The sequence below is a fragment of the Ralstonia sp. SET104 genome, assembly GCF_003851545.1.
GTDB lineage: Bacteria > Pseudomonadota > Gammaproteobacteria > Burkholderiales > Burkholderiaceae > Ralstonia.
Genome location: NZ_BHVX01000004.1, coordinates 97,013 through 115,488, shown reverse-complemented (window position 1 = coordinate 115,488; position 18,476 = coordinate 97,013). Strand labels below are relative to the sequence as shown.

Genomic DNA, 18,476 nt, shown 5'->3' with positions numbered 1-18,476 from the left:
GGAGCAACAATGCACAAGAGTCTCAAACTCAAACATCTGATCGTGGTGGCTGGTTTCGCTCCGCTGTTCGCGTTCGCGCAGGCTGGCGACGCCGACAAGACGGCTGCCATCAAGGACTTGCTGACGACGATGAATGTCGACGCAGCCATCAAGGGTCAGGGCGAAGTGCTGGCCAACGGCGCTAAGCAGGAAGCTCCGCTGGTGCTGGAGCAGGCGCTGGTCGAGAACAAGACTCTGAACGACAAGCAAAAGCAGGCCGCTGTCGACAAGCTGAAGAAAAACGGCGCTGTGCAGCGTATGACCGACGGCGCGGGCAAGGATTTCGACACGGAAGCCTTCCGCAAGGACGCTCTGCAAGCCCACTACGATTCGCTGGGCAAGTATTACTCGGCTCAGGAAATCAAAGACCTGACCGCCTTCCTGAAGACGCCGAGCGGCCAGAAGTTCATGGCTAACCAAGGCAAGGCCATGCAGGAAGTGTGGGGCAACGTGATGCAGAAGTACGGCCCGCAAGTCGGCAAGAAGATGCGTGACATGGCTGACAAGGAAGTTGCCGCCGCTTCGAAGTAATTGACCGGCATAGGCGGGCGATCGGGGCGCAATCCCCGTCGCGCCGCCAGTTGGTAGATAATGGCTGTTTGGGTTTGCGCCCAGACAGCCATTTTTCTTTTGTCCTTCGCCCCATGAACCAAGCGGATCGAGCTCTTCAAGCCAGCCAGGCGCGCGTGTACAACTTTTCGGCAGGTCCGGCAGTATTGCCGGTCGAGGTGCTGGAGCAGGCGAAAGACGAGATGGTCTCCTGGCACGGCAGCGGCATGAGCGTGATGGAAATGAGCCATCGCGGCCGCGAGTTTGAAAGCATCCTGGCGGCGGCTTTTGGCGATCTGCGTCAGCTGTTGGCGGTGCCGGACAACTACGAAATCCTCTTCCTGCAAGGCGGCGCCATCGCCGAGAACGCCATCGTGCCGCTGAACCTGATGCGCCGGCTGTCGGCGGATGCCCCGAAGGCGGACTACGTCGTCACCGGCACGTGGTCGATCAAGTCGCAGCAGGAAGCGCGCAAGTACGGTGAGGTGAATATTGCTGCCACCAGCGAGGCCGAGCGTTTTCACAAGATTCCGGATGTATCGAGCTGGAAACTGTCGTCCGATGCCGCCTACGTGCACCTGTGCACGAACGAAACCATCGTCGGCGTGGAATACCAGGAAACGCCCGATGTTGGTCAGGCGCATGGGCGTGTGGTGGTGGCTGATGTGTCGAGCCACATCCTTTCGCGACCGATCGATTGGAACGGCTATCAAGTCCTGTACGGTGGCGCGCAAAAGAACATTGGCCCCGCCGGCCTGACGATTGCCATCGTGCGCAAGGATCTGTTGGGCCATGCACATCCGCTGTGCCCGTCGGCATTCAACTGGCGTCTGGTGGCCGAGAACGGCTCGATGTACAACACGCCGCCCACCTATGCGATCTATATCGCGGGCCTCGTGTTCCAGTGGATCAAACGCCAGGGCGGCGTGGAGGCATTGGAGACACGCAACATCATCAAGTCGAAGATGCTGTACGACTTTATCGACGCCAGCAGCTTCTATCGCAATGAAATTCACCCGACGTGCCGTTCGCGCATGAACGTGCCGTTCTTCCTCAACGACGAATCCCGCAACGAGGCGTTTCTCACGCAGGCGCGCGAGCGCGGGTTGGTGCAACTCAAGGGCCACAAGTCCGTGGGCGGCATGCGGGCGAGCATCTACAACGCGATGCCGCTGGAAGGCGTAGAGGCGCTGGTCGACTTCATGCGCGAATTTGAGCGGGCGTGCGCCTAAATCTGGCCCTCAATCACGGCAGAACATTGCGCGAAGTGCCCGCTTCGCGCGGCAATTTGCAATCCGTTGCCGAACCCGATTCCTACAATGACCAGTCAGTCAGACGATACGAAGCAAAACAAGGACACCGCACTAGCGGCGGAGCTTGCGCCGTTGCGCACGCAGATCGACGCGATCGACAATCAGTTGCTTGCGCTGCTCTCTGACCGCGCCCGGGTGGCGCAGGAAGTGGGCGAAGTAAAGAAGCGTTATTCGTCACCGGCATTCCGGCCAGACCGCGAACTGCAGGTCATCCGAAAAATGCAGTCGGGCAATCAAGGGCCGCTGCACGACGAGAGCATCGCCGCCATCTGGCGCGAGGTGATGTCTGCCTGCCGTGGCCTGGAGCAGGCGCTGCGCATCGGTTACCTGGGCCCGGCGGGCACGTTCTCGGAACAGGCGGTGATCGCGCATTTTGGTCACGAGATCCAGCCGCTGCCGTGCCCGAGCATTGATGAGGTGTTCCGTGCGGCGGAGTCCGGCACGGTCGATTGCGGTGTGGTGCCGGTCGAGAATTCGACGGAAGGCGTGGTGTCGCGCACGCTCGATCTGTTTTTGCAGACGTCGCTGAAGATCAGCGGCGAGATTGCGTTGCGGGTGCACCACAACCTGCTGCACAAAACAGGCGACATGTCGCAGGTGAAGGTGGTGCGTGCACATGCGCAGGCACTGGCGCAGTGCCAACGGTGGTTGAACACGAACTATCCGAACCTGCCGCGCGAAGCCGTATCGAGCAATGCCGAGGCCGCGCGTATGGCTGGCGAGGATGAAACCGTTGCCGCGCTGGCAAGCGTGCAGGCGGCCAACCGCTACGGCCTGCACGTGGTGCGCGCCAATGTGGAAGATGATCCGCACAACCGCACGCGCTTCGTCGTGATCGGCAACTACGAGACGGAGCCGAGCGGGCGCGATCAGACGTCGTTGATTCTGTCAGTGCCGAACGAGGCCGGCGCGGTCTACAAGTTGCTGGCGCCGTTGGCAGAGAACGGCGTGTCGATGTGCCGCTTCGAGTCGCGCCCGGCGCGCAGCGGCGCGTGGGAGTACTACTTCTACGTTGACGTGGAAGGCCATCAGCGTGACCCGCAGGTAGCGCGCGCGCTGGAAAAACTGCGTCACGACGCGGCGTATTTCAAGGTGCTGGGGTCCTATCCCTCGGCACATTGAGGGATTCAACGCGCTCTGCATGGGCGGAGCGTCGATAACGGAGGAGCACCCCATGTCTTTGCAGTTCGGCCCGGAGTATGTTCGCGCCATCGCCCCCTATGTGGCCGGCAAGCCGATTTCCGAAGTGGCACGCGAGTTTGATCTGGATGCCGCGCGCATCATCAAACTGGCGTCTAACGAAAACCCGCTGGGCATGCCGCAGTCGGCCAAGAACGCGATGGCCGCAGCCATCGATGAACTGGCGCGCTACCCGGATGCCAACGGTTTCAGTCTGAAGGCCGCGCTGCATGCCAAGTTTGGCGTGCCGCAAGCGTGGATCACGCTCGGCAACGGCAGCAATGACATTCTCGAGTTGGCAGCCCGTGCGCTGGTGTCGCCGGGGCAGGGCGTGATTTATGCGCAGCATTCGTTTGCCGTGTATGCGCTGGCAGCGCAGGAAGTCGGTGCGCGTGCCATTGAAGTGCCTGCGCGTGACTACGGCCACGACCTCGACGCGATGGCCGCTGCCATTACGCCGGACACACGCCTGATCTACATCGCCAATCCCAACAACCCGACCGGCACGTTCCTGTCGGCCGATGAGATTGCTGCGTTCCTGGCCAAGGTGCCGCCGACGGTTGTGGTGGTGTTGGATGAGGCGTACAACGAATTTCTCAAGCCTGAACAGCAGTACGACTCCACCGCCTGGGTGCGCCAGTATCCGAACCTGCTGGTGTCGCGCACGTTCTCCAAGGCGTACGGGCTGGCTGGACTGCGTGTCGGCTACGGCATTGCGCAGCCGCAGTTGACCGACCTGCTCAACCGCATTCGCCAGCCGTTCAACGTAAACAGCTTGGCCCAGGCGGCAGCCGTGGCGGCGCTCAATGATGCGCAATTCCTGCGTCAATCCGCCGAGCTGAACGCCGCTGGCTATGTGCAATTGACTGAAGCGTTTGATCGCCTTGGCCTGCAGTACGTCCCATCGTCGGGCAACTTCGTGCTGGTTCGCGTGGGCGACGACGACAGCGCCGGGGCGCGCGTGAACGTTGCGCTGCTCAAGCAAGGTGTGATCGTGCGTCCGGTCGGCAACTACGGCTTGCCACAATGGCTGCGCGTCAGCATTGGCTTGGCGGAAGAAAACGCCACCTTCATCGATGCGCTGGAAGTGGCGCTGGCGCAAGAAAAAGCCGCGGCGTAACTTCTGTCGCAACCGCCACAAGGCCCTGGTTTGGGCCTCGGGCGCTGTGCACATCGGGCTACAATGCCGCTTTGTTTTTTTCTGGCAGGGCGGTGTTGTGGCCTCTTCTTTTTCCAGTTCCCGATTGGTGGTTGTCGGCGTCGGCCTGATTGGCGGTTCGTTGGCGCTGGGGTTGCGTCGCGCGGGCGTGGTCGGGCATGTCGTGGGTGTTGGGCGGTCGGCCGCGTCGCTGGAGGCGGCGGTCCGGCTGGGCGTGATCGACGAAGCCCTGCCGATGGAAGAGGCTGTGCGCGGTGCCGACATGGTGGTGGTGTGCGCTCCCGTGGCGCAGACATTGCCGCTGCTGCTCGCGATGCAGCCACACCTTGGCCCGGACACGATCGTCACGGACGCCGGTAGTACCAAGTCTGACGTCATCATGGCCGCCAAGACGGCATTGGGCGACCAGGTCAGTCAGTTTGTACCGGCGCATCCGATTGCTGGCCGTGAGTTGAATGGCGTGCAAGCCGCGCTGGCTGATCTCTACGTCGGCAAAAAGACCGTGCTGTGTCCGCTGCAGGAAAACAGGCGCAGCGATGTCGCCCGCGTGCAGGCGATGTGGGAAGCGGTGGGTGCGTATTGCCACATCATGTCGGCCGTGCAGCACGATGCCGTGTTTGCTGCCGTCAGCCACCTGCCGCACGTGCTGTCGTACGCGCTGGTCGCGCAAATCATCAATGCTGAAGACGGTGCACTCAAGCTCGATTTTGCCGGCGGTGGCTTTCGTGATTTCACGCGCATCGCAGCGTCGTCGCCCGAGATGTGGCGGGACATCTGCTTGTCCAATCGCGAGGCGCTGCTGCGCGAATTGAATACCTACGAGGCGGTGATCGGCCGCCTGAAGACAATGATTGCCGAGCGCGATGGCGCCTCGCTTGAGCGTGTGTTCCGCCGCGCAAGTGAAGCACGCCTGGCGTGGCCGCAGCGCGTGGCGCCGACCACCCAACCCGAATAACGTTTGTTTTGAACTGACTGGATTCATGGAACATCTCGACGTCGGTCCGCTGAAGACGGCGCGCGGCACCATCAAGCTGCCGGGCTCAAAGAGCATCTCCAACCGCGTGCTGCTATTGGCTGCCCTCGCGCAGGGCGAAACCATCGTGCGCGACCTGCTCGACTCCGATGACACTCGCGTCATGCTGGATGCACTCGGCAAGCTCGGCGTCTCGGTAGAAGACCTGGGCGAGAACGCCTACCGCGTCACCGGCACCGGCGGCCGCTTCCCGGTCAAATCGGCTGATCTGTTCATGGGCAACGCAGGCACGGCCATTCGTCCGCTGACCGCGGCGCTTGCGCTGCAAGGCGGCGAGTACACCCTGCACGGCGTGCCACGCATGCACGAGCGCCCGATTGGCGACTTGGTCGACGGCCTGCGCCAAGTCGGCGCGCGTATCGACTACTCCGGCAACGCAGGCTATCCGCCGCTGGCGATCCACGCCGCGCCAGTCAAGATCGACGCGCCGATCCGCGTGCGCGGCGATGTTTCGAGCCAATTCCTGACGGCATTGCTGATGACCTTGCCGCTGGTGGAACCGGCTGGCAACGTCACAATTGAAGTCGTCGGAGAACTGATCTCCAAGCCCTACATCGAGATCACGCTGAACCTGATGGCGCGCTTTGGCGTGCAGGTTGCGCGCGACGGCTGGGCGTCATTCACGGTGCCGACAGGCATCACTTACAAGGCGCCGGGCGAGATCTTTGTGGAAGGCGATGCTTCGTCAGCATCGTACTTTCTGGCGGCCGGCGCGCTTGGTGGCGGGCCGGTGCGCGTGGAAGGCGTCGGTATGTCCAGCATCCAGGGCGACGTCCGCTTTGCCGATGCGCTCAATCGCATGGGCGCCAACGTCATGGCTGGCGGCAACTGGATTGAAGTGCGCGGCGTCGAGCGCGACGACGGCAAGCTGCACGCGGTCGAGTTGGATTGCAACCACATTCCCGACGCGGCAATGACGCTGGCCGTGGCGGCTCTGTTTGCCGACGGCACTACCACCCTCACCAACATTGCAAGCTGGCGCGTCAAGGAAACCGACCGCCTGAGCGCCATGGCCACCGAACTGCGCAAGCTCGGCGCCGAGGTCGAGGAGGGTGCTGACTACATTCGTGTGACGCCTCCGTCGCAGTGGACCCCGCCCGCCGGCGGAATTGATACCTACGATGACCACCGCATGGCGATGGCATTCTCGCTGGCCGCGTTCGGCCCGGTGCCGGTGCGCATCAACGACCCGCGGTGCGTCGCCAAGACGTTCCCGGAATACTTCACCGCGTTCGGTGGCCTTACCGCTTAAAGCGCAATTAACCGCCCGTACTTCCTTATGTCCGACGCTGCTGCCTCCATGCTGTATCCGGTCATCACTATCGACGGTCCGACTGCATCTGGAAAGGGCACTGTCGCCCATCAGGTCGCGGATTTGCTTGGCTTTCACCTGCTTGACAGCGGATCGTTGTATCGCCTGGTGGCGCTTGCCAGCATGCGCGAGAACGTCGATGAGCACGATGTCGACAATCTTGTACGCATCGCGAGCACGCTGGAGGTTCGCTTCAAGGCAGATCACATCTGGCTCAAGGGTGAAGATGTGAGCTTGGCATTACGTCACGAATCGGTTGGCAACCAAGCCTCGGCCATCGCCGTACATGGGGCGGTGCGTGAGGCGTTGCATGCCCGCCAGCGAGCGTTCCTGGAAGCACCCGGCCTCGTGGCCGACGGCCGCGATATGGGCACGGTGGTTTTCCCCGAGGCGGTGCTCAAGGTGTTCCTCACGGCAAGCGTGCAGGCACGCGCCGAGCGGCGCTATAAACAATTGATTGCAAAGGGTTTTTCTGCTACAGTGGAAAGTCTTTCGCAGGACTTGGAAGCGCGTGATTTGCGGGATTGCACCCGCAGCGTCGCGCCGCTGCGTCCGGCGCAGGATGCGCGACAACTTGATTCGTCCGACATGACGGTTGATGAAGTCGTCGCGCAGGTACTGGACTGGTACCGGCAGGTGCAGAGCGCCAACAAGGCGAACTGAGCCGGCTGATCTGGTCCGATCGGCGCCGGTGGTATGTTGCTGCCGGCGGTTTTTCAACTCGTAACCCCGCATGCGCGTGTCTTCGCCAATTGAGCGAAAGCTGTGCGAGGCATGTTCTGCGGATGCTTATTTTTATGTCCCAAACTAACGAATCTTTTGCCGCCCTGTTCGAAGAGTCGATCGCCCGTTCCAATATGAAGGCGGGTGAAGTGATCTCTGCGGAAGTTGTGCGTATCGACCACAACTTCGTCGTTGTGAACGCGGGCCTGAAGTCCGAAGCATTTGTTCCGGTCGAAGAATTCCTGAACGACCAGGGCGAGCTGGAAGTGCAAGTCGGCGACTACGTTTCGGTCGCGATCGACGCACTGGAAAACGGCTACGGCGACACCATCCTGTCGCGCGACAAGGCCAAGCGCCTGGCTTCGTGGCTGAACCTTGAGAAGGCACTGGAATCCGGCGAGATCATCTCCGGTACCGTGACCGGCAAGGTGAAGGGCGGCCTGACCGTCATGGTCAACGGTATTCGTGCATTCCTGCCGGGTTCGCTCGTCGACGTGCGTCCGATCAAGGACACCACGCCGTACGAAGGCAAGACCCTCGAATTCAAGGTCATCAAGCTGGACCGCAAGCGCAACAACGTTGTGCTGTCGCGCCGTGCCGTGGTTGAAGCCACGCTGGGCGAAGAGCGTCAGAAGCTGATGGAAACGCTCAAGGAAGGCGCGATCGTCAACGGTATCGTCAAGAACATCACCGACTACGGCGCGTTCGTGGATCTGGGTGGCATCGACGGTCTGCTGCACATCACCGACTTGGCATGGCGTCGTGTGCGTCACCCGAGCGAAGTGCTGTCGGTTGGCCAGGAAATCACCGCCAAGATCCTCAAGTTCGACCAAGAGAAGAACCGCGTCTCGCTGGGTGTCAAGCAACTGGGCGAAGATCCGTGGGTTGGCATCTCGCGCCGCTACCCGCAAGGCACCCGCCTGTTCGGCAAGGTGACCAACCTGACCGACTACGGCGCGTTCGTCGAGATCGAAGCCGGTATCGAAGGTCTGGTGCACGTGTCGGAAATGGACTGGACCAACAAGAACGTGGCCCCGTCCAAGGTTGTCCAGCTGGGCGACGAAGTGGAAGTCATGGTTCTGGATATCGACGAAGACAAGCGTCGTATCAGCCTGGGCATGAAGCAATGCAAGGCCAACCCGTGGGACGATTTCGCGCGCAACCAGAAGAAGGGCGACAAGCTGGCTGGCCAGATCAAGTCCATCACCGACTTCGGCGTGTTCATCGGTCTGCCGGGCGGCATCGACGGCCTGGTGCACCTGTCGGACCTGTCGTGGCAAGAAACCGGCGAAGAGGCCGTTCGCAAGTACAAGAAGGGCGACGAAGTGGAAGCCGTTGTGCTGGCCATCGACGTCGACAAGGAACGCATCTCGCTGGGTATCAAGCAACTGTCGGGTGACCCGTTCAACAACTTCATCTCGACCAACGACAAGGGTTCGATCGTGCAGGTCACGATCAAGGCCGTTGATCCGAAGGGCGCCGTGGTGCAGTTGGCTGACGACGTGGAAGGTTACCTGCGCGCCTCGGAAATCTCGAGTGACCGCGTGGAAGACGCCCGCAACGTGCTGAAGGAAGGCGAAACGATGACCGCGATGATCGTCAACATCGATCGCAAGTCGCGCAACATCAACGTCTCCATCAAGGCCAAGGACAGCGCCGACCAACAGGAAGCGATGCAGAAGTTCTCGGCGGATACCGGCGCGGCTGGTACCACGAACCTCGGCGCGCTGCTGAAGGCCAAGCTGAACGAAACCAATCAGTAAGCATCCACCGGGTCGACCCTAAAGAACGACGAGGACGCGCGCACGATGCCCATGACCAAGTCCGAACTCGTGGAAAAGCTGGCCGCCCGCTTTCCGCAGCTTTTGCTGCGGGATGCGGACATCGCGGTCAAGACGATTCTGGATGCGATGTCCGACGCCTTGGCGGACGGCCACCGCATCGAGATCCGCGGGTTCGGGAGTTTTGGTTTGAATCGTCGTCCGCCGCGCGTCGGCCGCAACCCCAAGTCCGGCGAGAAGGTGCTGGTGCCCGAGAAACGGGTGCCGCACTTCAAGGCCGGCAAGGAGTTGCGCGAGCGGGTCGACCGCAGCCTGGAGCGACAAGGTGAGCCTTCTTCGGAGGGCGAGCCTGCCGTGTCGCTCGCGGCTGTAAAGGCTGCTCGACAGATCGACAGCGCCCGTCAGGCTGCCGGTTTTCCGGTAGAGGCGGTGGTGCCGTTGGTTATGTCGCGCTGAGCCCAGGTAGCACTTGGCAGTTTCAGGAACGCCCCGCTTGCCGGGGCGTTTTTTATTCCGGCGGTGCTTGAGTGCCGGCAAGCCTGGCGTGGCTGGCCGCCATATGAATCCGCTACAATGCGGCACAACAAGGCAATCGTGCCGCCAATTGCGCCACATCCGGCTGCTGCACCGCCGCCCGTTTCCGAATCCGCATGAAATTTCTCGTTTGGGTCATCCGCATCCTGTTGTTTGTGCTGCTTTTTGTGCTGGCACTGCACAACACGGCGGAAGTCTCGCTCGTGCTGCCGTTTGGCGTGGTCTGGCATGCGCCGTTGATTCTGATTGCGCTGGCATTCTTCGTCACCGGCATCTTGCTGGCCATGCTGGCGATGGCACCGCGTGTGATGCGCCATCGCTTTACGGCAAGCCGTCTGCGTCGCCAGATCGGTCACATGAAGAAGACCGAAGAGGTGGCCGAGGTGCCGACGCCCGTTGTTGCCGATTCTCCATATCACGTTCCCGGCCCCAAGGTCTGACGCATGGATTTTGATCTCTGGTGGCTGTTGGCCATCCCCCTGGTGTTTGGCTTGGGTTGGGTGGCTGCTCGGTTGGACGCCCGTCAGTTGCGCACCGAGCAATCGTCGCTGCCGCGCTCGTACTTCAAGGGGCTGAATTTCCTGCTAAACGAGCAACCGGACAAGGCTATCGACGCCTTCATTGAAGTTGCGCGTCTGGACCCCGAGACCACCGAGCTGCACTTTGCGCTCGGCAGCCTGTTCCGCCGTCGGGGTGAGACCGAACGCGCCATCCGTGTCCACCAGAACTTGGTCAACCGCCCCGATCTGCCTGCCAACGAGCGTGATCACGCGCTGTTTGAACTTGGCCAGGATTTTCTGCGAGCAGGGCTGCTGGATCGTGCGGAAGAATCCCTGCGCATGCTGATGGAAGGCACGTTCGCCGAGCCGGCCAAGCGTGTGCTGCTGGAGCTGTATGAGGTCGAGAAGGAATGGCGCAAGGCCATTGAGGCGGCACGTGAGTTGCAGAAGCTGCAGGGCAAGGACTACGCCGTGCAGATTGCGCAATTCTGCTGCGAGGTCGCTCAAGAGGGGCTCCAGCGCAAGGATGTGCCGACCGCCATCGAATGGCTGGAACGTGCGCTGCAGGAGAACCCCAAGAACGTGCGCGCCACCATCCAGTTGGGCGATGTGGCGCAAGGCCAGGGGGATGTTGAGGCCGCCATCAAGCGTTGGCGTAGCATCGAACAGCAGAACACGGCATTCCTGCCGCTGGTGGCCGAACGGCTGATGAAGGCGTACACGCAGCTTGGCCGTGCCGCCGAGGGGCTCGCCTGGTTGCGCTCCAAGATGGACGCACGCTTAGGGCCCGAATTGCTCGATACGGTCTACAAATACGAGTTGGATGTGCACGGTATCGACGACGCTGTGGCGCTGATGCGCGATCAGATCCGTCGTCAGCCATCGTTGATGGCGTTGACGCGGCTGGTGGAGGCTGAAGCGTCGCGTGCGTCCGAGGCGGTTGGCCATGAGGTGCCGACGACGACTGATGTGGCCGAAAGCGCGCTGGCTGATCCGGTTGAGGCCGGCAGCAATGCTGATATCCAGCGCGCGCAGGATCTCGGCGCCATTCGCGATCTGCTGCAAAGTCGTACGCGCAACCTGGCACGCTACACCTGCCAGGAGTGCGGATTCCGCGCGCGTCTGTTCTATTGGCAATGCCCCGGCTGCAACCGCTGGGAAACGTATGCACCGCGCCGTACCGAGACGCTCGGCGGCAGCGGCGGCGCCAGCATGTAATTCAGTCTGGCGCGGTGTGTTTGTAGTGACCGCGCTGGCGCATTTTTAATCTTTGAAGTGTTCGTATGAAAATCACCATCATCGGTAGCGGTTATGTCGGTCTGGTCACCGGCGCGTGTCTGGCGGAGCTGGGCAACGATGTGTTCTGCCTCGACGTCGACCAGAAGAAAATCGACCTGCTCAACGCCGGCGGCGTGCCCATCTACGAACCGGGCTTGAAGGAGCTGATCGAGCGCAACCGTTCGGCTGGCCGTATCCAGTTTTCGACCGACGTGGCTGCCAGCGTGGCGCACGGCGACGTGCAGTTCATCGCTGTCGGTACGCCGCCCGATGAAGATGGCTCGGCCGACCTGAAGTACGTGCTGGCGGCCGCCCGCAACATCGCTCAGCACATGACCGGCTTCAAGGTGATCGTCGACAAATCGACGGTGCCCGTTGGCACCGGCGACAAGGTGCGCGCTGCTGTGGGAGAAGTGCTGGCCACGCGTGGCAAATCGGACATCGGCTTCTCCGTGGTATCGAACCCCGAATTCCTGAAGGAAGGCGCTGCGGTGGACGATTTCATGCGCCCGGACCGCATCGTGCTTGGCACATATGGCGATACCGATGGCCTGCGCGCCAAGGCGATCATGCGCACGCTCTACGCGCCGTTCAATCGCAACCATGAGCGCACGTTCTACATGGATGTGCGCTCCGCCGAGTTCACCAAGTACGCTGCCAACTCGATGCTCGCCACGCGCATCTCGTTCATGAACGAGATGGCCAATCTGGCCGACAAGGTGGGCGCCGACATCGAACTCGTGCGCCTTGGCATCGGCTCCGACCCGCGCATCGGCTACAGCTTCCTCTACGCCGGCACCGGTTACGGCGGCTCGTGCTTCCCGAAGGATGTGCAGGCGCTGGTGCGTACGGCGCAGGAATACGGTCAGACGCTGCATGTGCTGGAAGCCGTCGAGGCCGTCAACGACAAGCAGAAGGAAGTGCTGGTCAGCAAAATCGAAGACCGCATGGGCGCTGACCTGACCGGGCGCGCCTTCGCCATCTGGGGCCTGGCCTTCAAGCCGAATACCGACGACATGCGCGAGGCACCGAGCCGCATTCTGATTGCGGCGCTGCTTGCCCGTGGCGCACGCGTGCAGGTGTATGACCCGGTTGCAATGGAGGAAGCCCGCCATGCACTGGCACTTGATCTTTCTGCCGAACAACTGGAACGCGTGACGTTCTGCGCCGGTCAGATGGACGCGCTCAAGAATGCCGACGCGCTGGTCATCGTGACCGAGTGGAAGGCGTTCCGCAGCCCCGACTTCAACGCCGTGAAGGCCCTGTTGAAGACGCCGATGGTGTTCGACGGCCGCAACTTGTTCGAGCCGCAAGCCATGCGTGATGCCGGCTTTGAATACCAGGCCATCGGGCGCTCCACCCAATCGTAATCACCGCTGCCGGCGCCCCAGACCCATGACCACCCTCGCTTCCGAACAGATCCACACCGCCCGCATTCTCGTGGTCGGCGACATGATGCTCGACCGCTACTGGTTTGGAGACGTCGATCGGATTTCGCCCGAAGCGCCGGTGCCAGTCGTGCAGATCAAGCGCCAGGACGAGCGCTTGGGCGGTGCTGCCAACGTGGCACGCAACGTTGCTGCGCTTGGTGCGCACGCGGGCATGCTCGGCGTGATTGGCGACGACGAGCCCGGCCGCAGCATCGAAACGCTGCTTGGCGAGAGCCACGTTACTGGCCACTTGCATCGCGACCCGGCCGTCAACACGACGATCAAGCTGCGCGTGCTGGCACGCCAACAGCAATTGATTCGCGTCGATTTCGAGAACGCGCCCACACACGAGGTGCTGATGTCGGTGCTCGACCGTTTCGGTGCGCTGGTGTCGCAGCACGACGTGGTGGTGCTGTCGGACTATGGCAAGGGCGGTCTCACGCACGTCGGCAAGATGATCGAGGCGTCGCGTCACGCAGGTCGCCGTGTGCTGGTCGACCCGAAGGGCGACGACTATTCGCGCTATAAGGGCGCTACCATGATCACGCCCAATCGCGCCGAGATGCGCCAGGTGGTCGGCTCGTGGAAGTCGGAGCAGGACCTGACCATCCGCGCGCAGAATTTGCGCCGCGAACTGCAGCTCGAAGCGCTGCTGCTCACGCGTTCGGAGGAGGGCATGACGCTCTACACTGAGCACGAAGTGCTGCACGTGTCAGCTCAGGCGCGCGAGGTGTTCGATGTGTCGGGCGCCGGCGACACCGTCATTGCGACGCTGGCCACGCTGTTGGGCGCGGGCGCCAACATCAAGGAAGCCGTGCAATATGCGAACCGCGCGGGCGGCATCGTGGTCGGCAAGCTGGGCACGGCGGTTGTCACCCACGCAGAACTCTTCAACTGATCACTTGATCAACGGATCATGACCATCATCGTCACCGGCGCGGCTGGCTTTATCGGCGCCAACATCGTCAAAGGCCTGAACGCGCGCGGCGAGACCGACATCGTCGCCGTCGACAATCTCACGCGGGCCGACAAGTTTAAGAACATCGTCGACTGCCAGATCAGCGATTATCTGGATAAGACCGAATTTGTCGAACGCTTTGCGCGCGGCGATTTCGGCAAGGTCCGGGCGATCTTCCACGAAGGCGCGTGCTCCGACACCATGGAGACCGACGGCCGCTACATGATGGACAACAACTACCGCTATTCGCTGGCGGTGATGCGTGCGTGTCTGGACCAGGGCGTGCAGTTTCTTTATGCCTCGTCGGCGGCCACGTACGGCGCGTCTGAAACCTTCCGCGAGGAGCCCGAGTTCGAGCGGCCGCTCAACGTGTACGGCTACTCCAAGCTGCTGTTCGATCAGATCGTGCGCCGTGTCATGCCGACTGCGCTGTCGCAGATCGTCGGCTTCCGCTACTTCAACGTGTACGGCCCGCGCGAGCAGCACAAGGGCCGCATGGCGTCGGTGGCGTTCCACAACTTTAACCAGTTTCGCAGCGAAGGCACGGTCAAGCTGTTCGGGGAATACAACGGTTACCCGCAGGGCGGCCAGATGCGCGATTTTGTGTCGGTGGAAGACGTGGTGAAGGTCAACCTGTTCTTCTTCGACAATCCTGACAAATCGGGCATCTTCAACCTGGGTACAGGGCGCGCGCAGCCGTTCAACGATATCGCCACGACGGTGGTGAACACGTTGCGTGGCGCAGAAGAGAAGCCGGCGCTTTCCACCGAGGAGTTGGCGCAGGAAGGCCTGATCGAGTATGTGAAGTTTCCTGATGCGCTGCGCGGCAAGTATCAGTGCTTTACGCAGGCCGATCAGTCCCGACTGCGTGCGGCAGGCTACACGGCGCCCTTCCTGACGGTGCAGGAAGGTGTGGAACGCTACTGCCAGTGGCTTTTGAAGCAGCCAGCCTGAAACCGCGAATCAGACAGTGCGTGACTTTTTGTCGGCGCGCTGCAGTATCGCCAAGATGCTCTTTAAGATGTGTTGAAACCGCCACCCGATGTGGCGGTTTTTTATTCCCTATGCCAAGGAGGCGCACATGTTGAAGAAGCTTTTGTCCGTTTTACTGGTGTCGCTGTCGATGTTGTCGGCCGCGTGGGCGGCAGTGGATGTGAACACTGCGGATCACGCGGCGTTGGAGACATTGTCCGGTATCGGCCCAAAACGTTCTAAATCCATCATTGAAGAGCGAACCACGAGCGGCCCGTTCAAGGATGCCGCCGACTTCAAGGCGCGCGTCCCCGGCATTGGCGACAAGACTCTGTCCAAGCTGGAAAGCGAAGGGTTGACGTTCGGTGCGGCCGCACCGGCACCGGCGGCTGCCAAGAAGGCCGGCAAGGACGCAAAGAAGAAGTAAGCGCCCTGGTCAGCCACGGCAAGACGCCCCGCGCGAGCGGGCGTTTTGCCATGTGCGAGGAAGGGGTTTGGGCTGCATTACAATGGCCTGATTCCCGTCCCACACGCATCATGGCCTATCTCACCATCGAAGACACCATCGGCAATACGCCGCTGGTCCAGCTCCAGCGCATTCCCGGCGAAGGCAACGCGCGCCGCGGCAATGTCATTCTCGGCAAGCTTGAGGGCAACAACCCGGCTGGCTCGGTCAAGGATCGTCCCGCGCTGTCCATGATCAAGCACGCCGAGGCGCGTGGCCGCATCAAGCCAGGCGATACGCTCATTGAATCCACGTCGGGCAACACGGGTATTGCGCTGGCCATGGCCGCTGCCGTGCGTGGCTACAAGATGGTGCTGATCATGCCGGAAGACCTGTCGGTGGAGCGCCGCCAGAGCATGGCCGCCTACGGCGCAGAAATCATCCTCACCCCCGTCAAGGGTGGCATGGAATACGCGCGCGATCTGGCCGACGCGATGGAGAAGGAAGGCAAAGGCGTCATCCTTGACCAGTTTGCCAACCCGGACAACCCGCTCGCGCATTACGAGACCACCGGCCCCGAGCTGTGGCGCGACACCGAAGGCCGCATCACGCATTTCGTCTCGGCAATGGGCACCACCGGCACGATCACCGGCGTCTCGCGCTTCCTGAAAGAGAAGAACGCGGACATCCAGATCGTCGGAGCGCAGCCGGAAGAGGGCTCGCGCATTCCGGGCATCCGCAAGTGGCCCGAGGCGTACATGCCAAAGATCTACGATCCGAAATACATCGACCGTACCGAGCCCGTAAGCCAGTCTGACGCCGAACACATGGCACGTCGCATGGCGCGCGAAGAAGGCATCTTCTGCGGCATCTCTGCAGCAGGCGCATTGTGCGTGGCATTGCGCGTGGCGGAGGAAGCCGAGAACGCGACCATCGCGTTTGTGGTGTGCGACCGCGGTGATCGTTATTTGTCGACGGGCGTCTTCCCCGCCTGACATCAGGCTGCATCAGCATGAAAAAAGCGCAGCCGAGGCTGCGCTTTTTCGTTGCGTCGACGGCGGATCAACCCTGCATCGCTTGCCGCACGGCTTGGCCCAGCTCATACACGGCCGCCGCATAGAAGAAGCTGCGGTTGTAGCGCGTGAGCACGTAGAAGTTACGTAGGCCGACGCGGTATTCGGTCGGCTGGCCGGGCGTGGGCAGATCGATCATCAGCACTTCGGTTTCCTGCTCGCGCGAGGCATCAACGCCCGGCGCCAGCGCGAGGCCCGCACGCGTGAGTTTGGACAGCGTCATGCGCGGATATGGCTGGCCGTCTGCGGCGGCTGCGGCAATGCCCTGGCTGTCTGTGTCGCCAGCGATGTTCCACATTACCGGGCGGTTCGGCTCCCAGCCGTGCATCTGCAGAAAGCGCGCGACGCTGCCGATGGCATCCACCGCACTGTTGCGCAGATCAATGTGGCCGTCGTGGTCGTAGTCGATGGCGTATTCGCGGATGCTGGTTGGCATGAACTGCGGAATGCCGACCGCGCCAGCATATGAGCCCAGTACCGAGAACGCGTCCGTGCCGGTGTCGCGGCACCAGAGCAGGAAGTCCTTGAGCTGGTTGCGGAACATCGTGCTGCGGTCTTCGCGGTTGGGCGTGTCAGGGTAATCGAAGGCCAGTGTGGACAGCGCGTCCATCACGCGGAAGTTGCCCATGTCGCGGCCGTAGATGGTCTCCACGCCCAAGATGCCGACAATCACGTCGGCCGGCACGCCGAATTCTTTCTCGGCACGGCGCAGCGTATCGCCGTATTGCTGCCAGAACCGGACGCCGGCGTTGATGCGGATCGGCTCGATGAAGCGGCCGCGATAGGCCGTCCAGCTGCGGCGTGCGGGGGTGGCTGGCGGCAGGATCAGCCGTGCCACCGTGGCGGAATAGGCGGCGCCTGCAAACAGCGTGTCGAGCGACGCCCGATCAAAATTGTATTGGCCGACCAGCATGCCGATGAAAGCCTGCGTCTGCGGGTTGTTGCGGTAGCGGTCGGGGTCGATCTCTTCTTCATGCACCGCGACGCGGCGTTTGGGCGACTTGGCGGCCTTCTTGGCAGCAGCCAGCGAGAGCGCGGGAAAAGAGAGTGCGGAGAGCGCTGCGCCAGCCATCAGGGCGCGCAATACGGGACGACGGGAAGAAGGCGATTGGCTCATGGGCAGGCTTCAAACGGAATCGGGGCATTGTAGCGGATGCGTCTGTTGGATCGCGCTGGGCGCGCGGCGTTGTCGCATAGCCGTGCTAACGTAGCGGCTGGAGACACTGAAACACACCGGATCACAACAACATGGCGACCGGCCTCTACACGCATCCCGAATTCCTCCGGCACGAGATGGGGCCGCACCATCCCGAATGTCCTGACCGTTTGCGCGCGATCGAAGATCAGTTGATCGCCAGCCGCATCGAAAACCTGCTCGTGCCTTGCGAGGCGCCGCCTGCCACCGAGGCGCAACTGTGTCGCGTGCATCGCACTGAATATGTGCGTGAACTGGTGGCCAGCGTGCCGATTGCCGGCTACATGCCGATCGACCCCGACACCTCGATGAACCCGCACACCTACATGGCTGCAGTGCTGGCGGCAGGTGCTGCGGTGGATGCCACCGACAAGGTCATTGCCGGTGAGCTTGAAAATGCCTTCTGCAGTGTGCGCCCGCCTGGCCACCATGCCGAGCCCGGCCGCGCGATGGGCTTCTGCTTCTTCAACAATGTGGCTGTGGCTGCGCGCCACGCGCTGGAGCACCACGGCTTGCAGCGCGTGGCGATCGTCGATTTTGATGTACACCACGGCAACGGCACCGAGGCCGCGTTCATTGACGAGCCGCGCGTGATGATGTGCAGCATCTTTCAGCACCCGTTCTATCCGTATTCGGGCACCGAGGCGGTGGCAGCAAACATGGTCAACATTCCGCTGCCGGCATACACCAACGGCCTGACCGTGCGCGAGGTGGTGGAGACGATCTGGTTGCCGCGCCTGGAAGCGTTCCGACCGGAGATGTTGTTCATCTCCGCCGGTTTCGATGCCCACCGCGAGGATGATCTCGGACAAATGGGCCTGGTCGAAGCCGATTACACCTGGATCACGCAACAGCTCATGCAACTGGCGCGCACCTACGCCAAGGGTCGCATCGTGAGTTGCCTGGAGGGAGGCTACAACTTGAGTGCGCTGGGCCGCAGCGTGGTGGCGCATGTCAAGGCGCTTGCCGAGCTTTAAGCGCTTGACGATGACGAATCGTCGAT

The 18,476-nt window shown here is 62.0% G+C and carries 18 protein-coding genes; 17 read left to right on the top strand and 1 reads right to left on the bottom strand.

Annotated features, from left to right (window positions below; genetic code table 11):
• The first annotated feature begins 9 nt into the window (after positions 1–9).
• The 16 genes from PSUB009319_RS06970 to cysM all read left to right on the top strand — a co-directional run bounded on the left by PSUB009319_RS06970 (position 10) and on the right by cysM (position 16,200).
• Positions 10–570, top strand: coding sequence for a DUF2059 domain-containing protein (locus tag PSUB009319_RS06970; RefSeq protein WP_124381511.1), 561 nt, complete (start codon positions 10–12; stop codon positions 568–570).
• A gap of 113 nt (positions 571–683) precedes the next feature.
• Complete coding sequence (gene serC / locus PSUB009319_RS06965; RefSeq protein ID WP_124381510.1) at positions 684–1,820, top strand: 3-phosphoserine/phosphohydroxythreonine transaminase; 1,137 nt, start codon at positions 684–686, stop codon at positions 1,818–1,820.
• A gap of 87 nt (positions 1,821–1,907) precedes the next feature.
• Complete coding sequence (gene pheA, locus PSUB009319_RS06960) at positions 1,908–3,023, top strand: prephenate dehydratase (RefSeq protein WP_124381509.1); 1,116 nt, start codon at positions 1,908–1,910, stop codon at positions 3,021–3,023.
• A gap of 52 nt (positions 3,024–3,075) precedes the next feature.
• Positions 3,076–4,200 carry a histidinol-phosphate transaminase gene (gene hisC / locus PSUB009319_RS06955; RefSeq protein ID WP_124381508.1) on the top strand — a complete coding sequence of 375 codons (1,125 nt, stop codon included), beginning with the start codon at positions 3,076–3,078 and terminating at the stop codon, positions 4,198–4,200.
• 97 nt (positions 4,201–4,297) lie between these two features.
• The gene (locus tag PSUB009319_RS06950) at positions 4,298–5,194 is read left to right on the top strand and encodes a prephenate dehydrogenase (protein ID WP_124381507.1); all 897 of its coding nucleotides are present in this window, start codon (positions 4,298–4,300) and stop codon (positions 5,192–5,194) included.
• Between the two features lie 25 nt (positions 5,195–5,219).
• A complete protein-coding gene (aroA, locus tag PSUB009319_RS06945; protein ID WP_124381506.1) occupies positions 5,220–6,524 on the top strand; it encodes a 3-phosphoshikimate 1-carboxyvinyltransferase in 1,305 nt (434 codons plus the stop codon).
• A gap of 27 nt (positions 6,525–6,551) precedes the next feature.
• Positions 6,552–7,247, top strand: coding sequence for a (d)CMP kinase (cmk, locus tag PSUB009319_RS06940; RefSeq protein WP_124381505.1), 696 nt, complete (start codon positions 6,552–6,554; stop codon positions 7,245–7,247).
• 134 nt (positions 7,248–7,381) lie between these two features.
• Positions 7,382–9,070 (top strand): 30S ribosomal protein S1, encoded by a 1,689-nt coding sequence (gene rpsA / locus PSUB009319_RS06935; protein ID WP_124381504.1) that lies wholly within the window; start codon positions 7,382–7,384, stop codon positions 9,068–9,070.
• 45 nt (positions 9,071–9,115) lie between these two features.
• On the top strand, positions 9,116–9,544 hold the full coding sequence (locus PSUB009319_RS06930) for an integration host factor subunit beta (protein ID WP_124381503.1): 429 nt from the start codon (positions 9,116–9,118) through the stop codon (positions 9,542–9,544).
• Positions 9,545–9,738: 194 nt separating this feature from the next.
• Positions 9,739–10,062: a lipopolysaccharide assembly LapA domain-containing protein gene (locus tag PSUB009319_RS06925; protein WP_124381502.1), complete on the top strand. Its 324-nt coding sequence runs from the start codon at positions 9,739–9,741 to the stop codon at positions 10,060–10,062.
• Between the two features lie 3 nt (positions 10,063–10,065).
• On the top strand, positions 10,066–11,340 hold the full coding sequence (lapB, locus tag PSUB009319_RS06920) for a lipopolysaccharide assembly protein LapB (RefSeq protein WP_124381501.1): 1,275 nt from the start codon (positions 10,066–10,068) through the stop codon (positions 11,338–11,340).
• Positions 11,341–11,405: 65 nt separating this feature from the next.
• Positions 11,406–12,770, top strand: a complete 1,365-nt coding sequence (locus PSUB009319_RS06915; protein ID WP_124381500.1) for a UDP-glucose/GDP-mannose dehydrogenase family protein — start codon at positions 11,406–11,408, stop codon at positions 12,768–12,770.
• A gap of 25 nt (positions 12,771–12,795) precedes the next feature.
• Positions 12,796–13,728, top strand: a complete 933-nt coding sequence (rfaE1, locus tag PSUB009319_RS06910) for a D-glycero-beta-D-manno-heptose-7-phosphate kinase (RefSeq protein WP_124381499.1) — start codon at positions 12,796–12,798, stop codon at positions 13,726–13,728.
• A gap of 18 nt (positions 13,729–13,746) precedes the next feature.
• Positions 13,747–14,742, top strand: a complete 996-nt coding sequence (gene rfaD / locus PSUB009319_RS06905) for an ADP-glyceromanno-heptose 6-epimerase (protein WP_124381498.1) — start codon at positions 13,747–13,749, stop codon at positions 14,740–14,742.
• A 127-nt stretch (positions 14,743–14,869) separates the two neighbouring features.
• Positions 14,870–15,187 (top strand): helix-hairpin-helix domain-containing protein, encoded by a 318-nt coding sequence (locus PSUB009319_RS06900; protein WP_124381497.1) that lies wholly within the window; start codon positions 14,870–14,872, stop codon positions 15,185–15,187.
• A 110-nt stretch (positions 15,188–15,297) separates the two neighbouring features.
• The gene (gene cysM / locus PSUB009319_RS06895; RefSeq protein WP_124381496.1) at positions 15,298–16,200 is read left to right on the top strand and encodes a cysteine synthase CysM; all 903 of its coding nucleotides are present in this window, start codon (positions 15,298–15,300) and stop codon (positions 16,198–16,200) included.
• A gap of 67 nt (positions 16,201–16,267) precedes the next feature.
• Here the strand turns inward: cysM and mltB are convergent, their stop codons facing one another.
• Positions 16,268–17,395 (bottom strand): lytic murein transglycosylase B, encoded by a 1,128-nt coding sequence (gene mltB, locus PSUB009319_RS06890; RefSeq protein ID WP_124381495.1) that lies wholly within the window; start codon positions 17,393–17,395, stop codon positions 16,268–16,270.
• Between the two features lie 131 nt (positions 17,396–17,526).
• Between mltB and PSUB009319_RS06885 the strand changes: the two genes are divergently transcribed.
• Positions 17,527–18,450, top strand: a complete 924-nt coding sequence (locus tag PSUB009319_RS06885) for a histone deacetylase family protein (RefSeq protein WP_124381494.1) — start codon at positions 17,527–17,529, stop codon at positions 18,448–18,450.
• Positions 18,451–18,476: the final 26 nt, after the last annotated feature.

Excerpts from the sequence above, each read along its gene's own strand:
- PSUB009319_RS06970 (WP_124381511.1), top strand. The coding sequence starts at position 10 with ATGCACAAGAGTCTCAAACTCAAACATCTGATCGTGGTGGCTGGTTTC.
- serC (WP_124381510.1), top strand. The coding sequence starts at position 684 with ATGAACCAAGCGGATCGAGCTCTTCAAGCCAGCCAGGCGCGCGTGTAC.
- pheA (WP_124381509.1), top strand. The coding sequence starts at position 1,908 with ATGACCAGTCAGTCAGACGATACGAAGCAAAACAAGGACACCGCACTA.
- hisC (WP_124381508.1), top strand. The coding sequence starts at position 3,076 with ATGTCTTTGCAGTTCGGCCCGGAGTATGTTCGCGCCATCGCCCCCTAT.
- aroA (WP_124381506.1), top strand. The coding sequence starts at position 5,220 with ATGGAACATCTCGACGTCGGTCCGCTGAAGACGGCGCGCGGCACCATC.
- cmk (WP_124381505.1), top strand. The coding sequence starts at position 6,552 with ATGTCCGACGCTGCTGCCTCCATGCTGTATCCGGTCATCACTATCGAC.
- rpsA (WP_124381504.1), top strand. The coding sequence starts at position 7,382 with ATGTCCCAAACTAACGAATCTTTTGCCGCCCTGTTCGAAGAGTCGATC.
- PSUB009319_RS06930 (WP_124381503.1), top strand. The coding sequence starts at position 9,116 with ATGCCCATGACCAAGTCCGAACTCGTGGAAAAGCTGGCCGCCCGCTTT.
- PSUB009319_RS06925 (WP_124381502.1), top strand. The coding sequence starts at position 9,739 with ATGAAATTTCTCGTTTGGGTCATCCGCATCCTGTTGTTTGTGCTGCTT.
- lapB (WP_124381501.1), top strand. The coding sequence starts at position 10,066 with ATGGATTTTGATCTCTGGTGGCTGTTGGCCATCCCCCTGGTGTTTGGC.
- PSUB009319_RS06915 (WP_124381500.1), top strand. The coding sequence starts at position 11,406 with ATGAAAATCACCATCATCGGTAGCGGTTATGTCGGTCTGGTCACCGGC.
- rfaE1 (WP_124381499.1), top strand. The coding sequence starts at position 12,796 with ATGACCACCCTCGCTTCCGAACAGATCCACACCGCCCGCATTCTCGTG.
- rfaD (WP_124381498.1), top strand. The coding sequence starts at position 13,747 with ATGACCATCATCGTCACCGGCGCGGCTGGCTTTATCGGCGCCAACATC.
- PSUB009319_RS06900 (WP_124381497.1), top strand. The coding sequence starts at position 14,870 with ATGTTGAAGAAGCTTTTGTCCGTTTTACTGGTGTCGCTGTCGATGTTG.
- cysM (WP_124381496.1), top strand. The coding sequence starts at position 15,298 with ATGGCCTATCTCACCATCGAAGACACCATCGGCAATACGCCGCTGGTC.
- mltB (WP_124381495.1), bottom strand. The coding sequence starts at position 17,395 with ATGAGCCAATCGCCTTCTTCCCGTCGTCCCGTATTGCGCGCCCTGATG.
- PSUB009319_RS06885 (WP_124381494.1), top strand. The coding sequence starts at position 17,527 with ATGGCGACCGGCCTCTACACGCATCCCGAATTCCTCCGGCACGAGATG.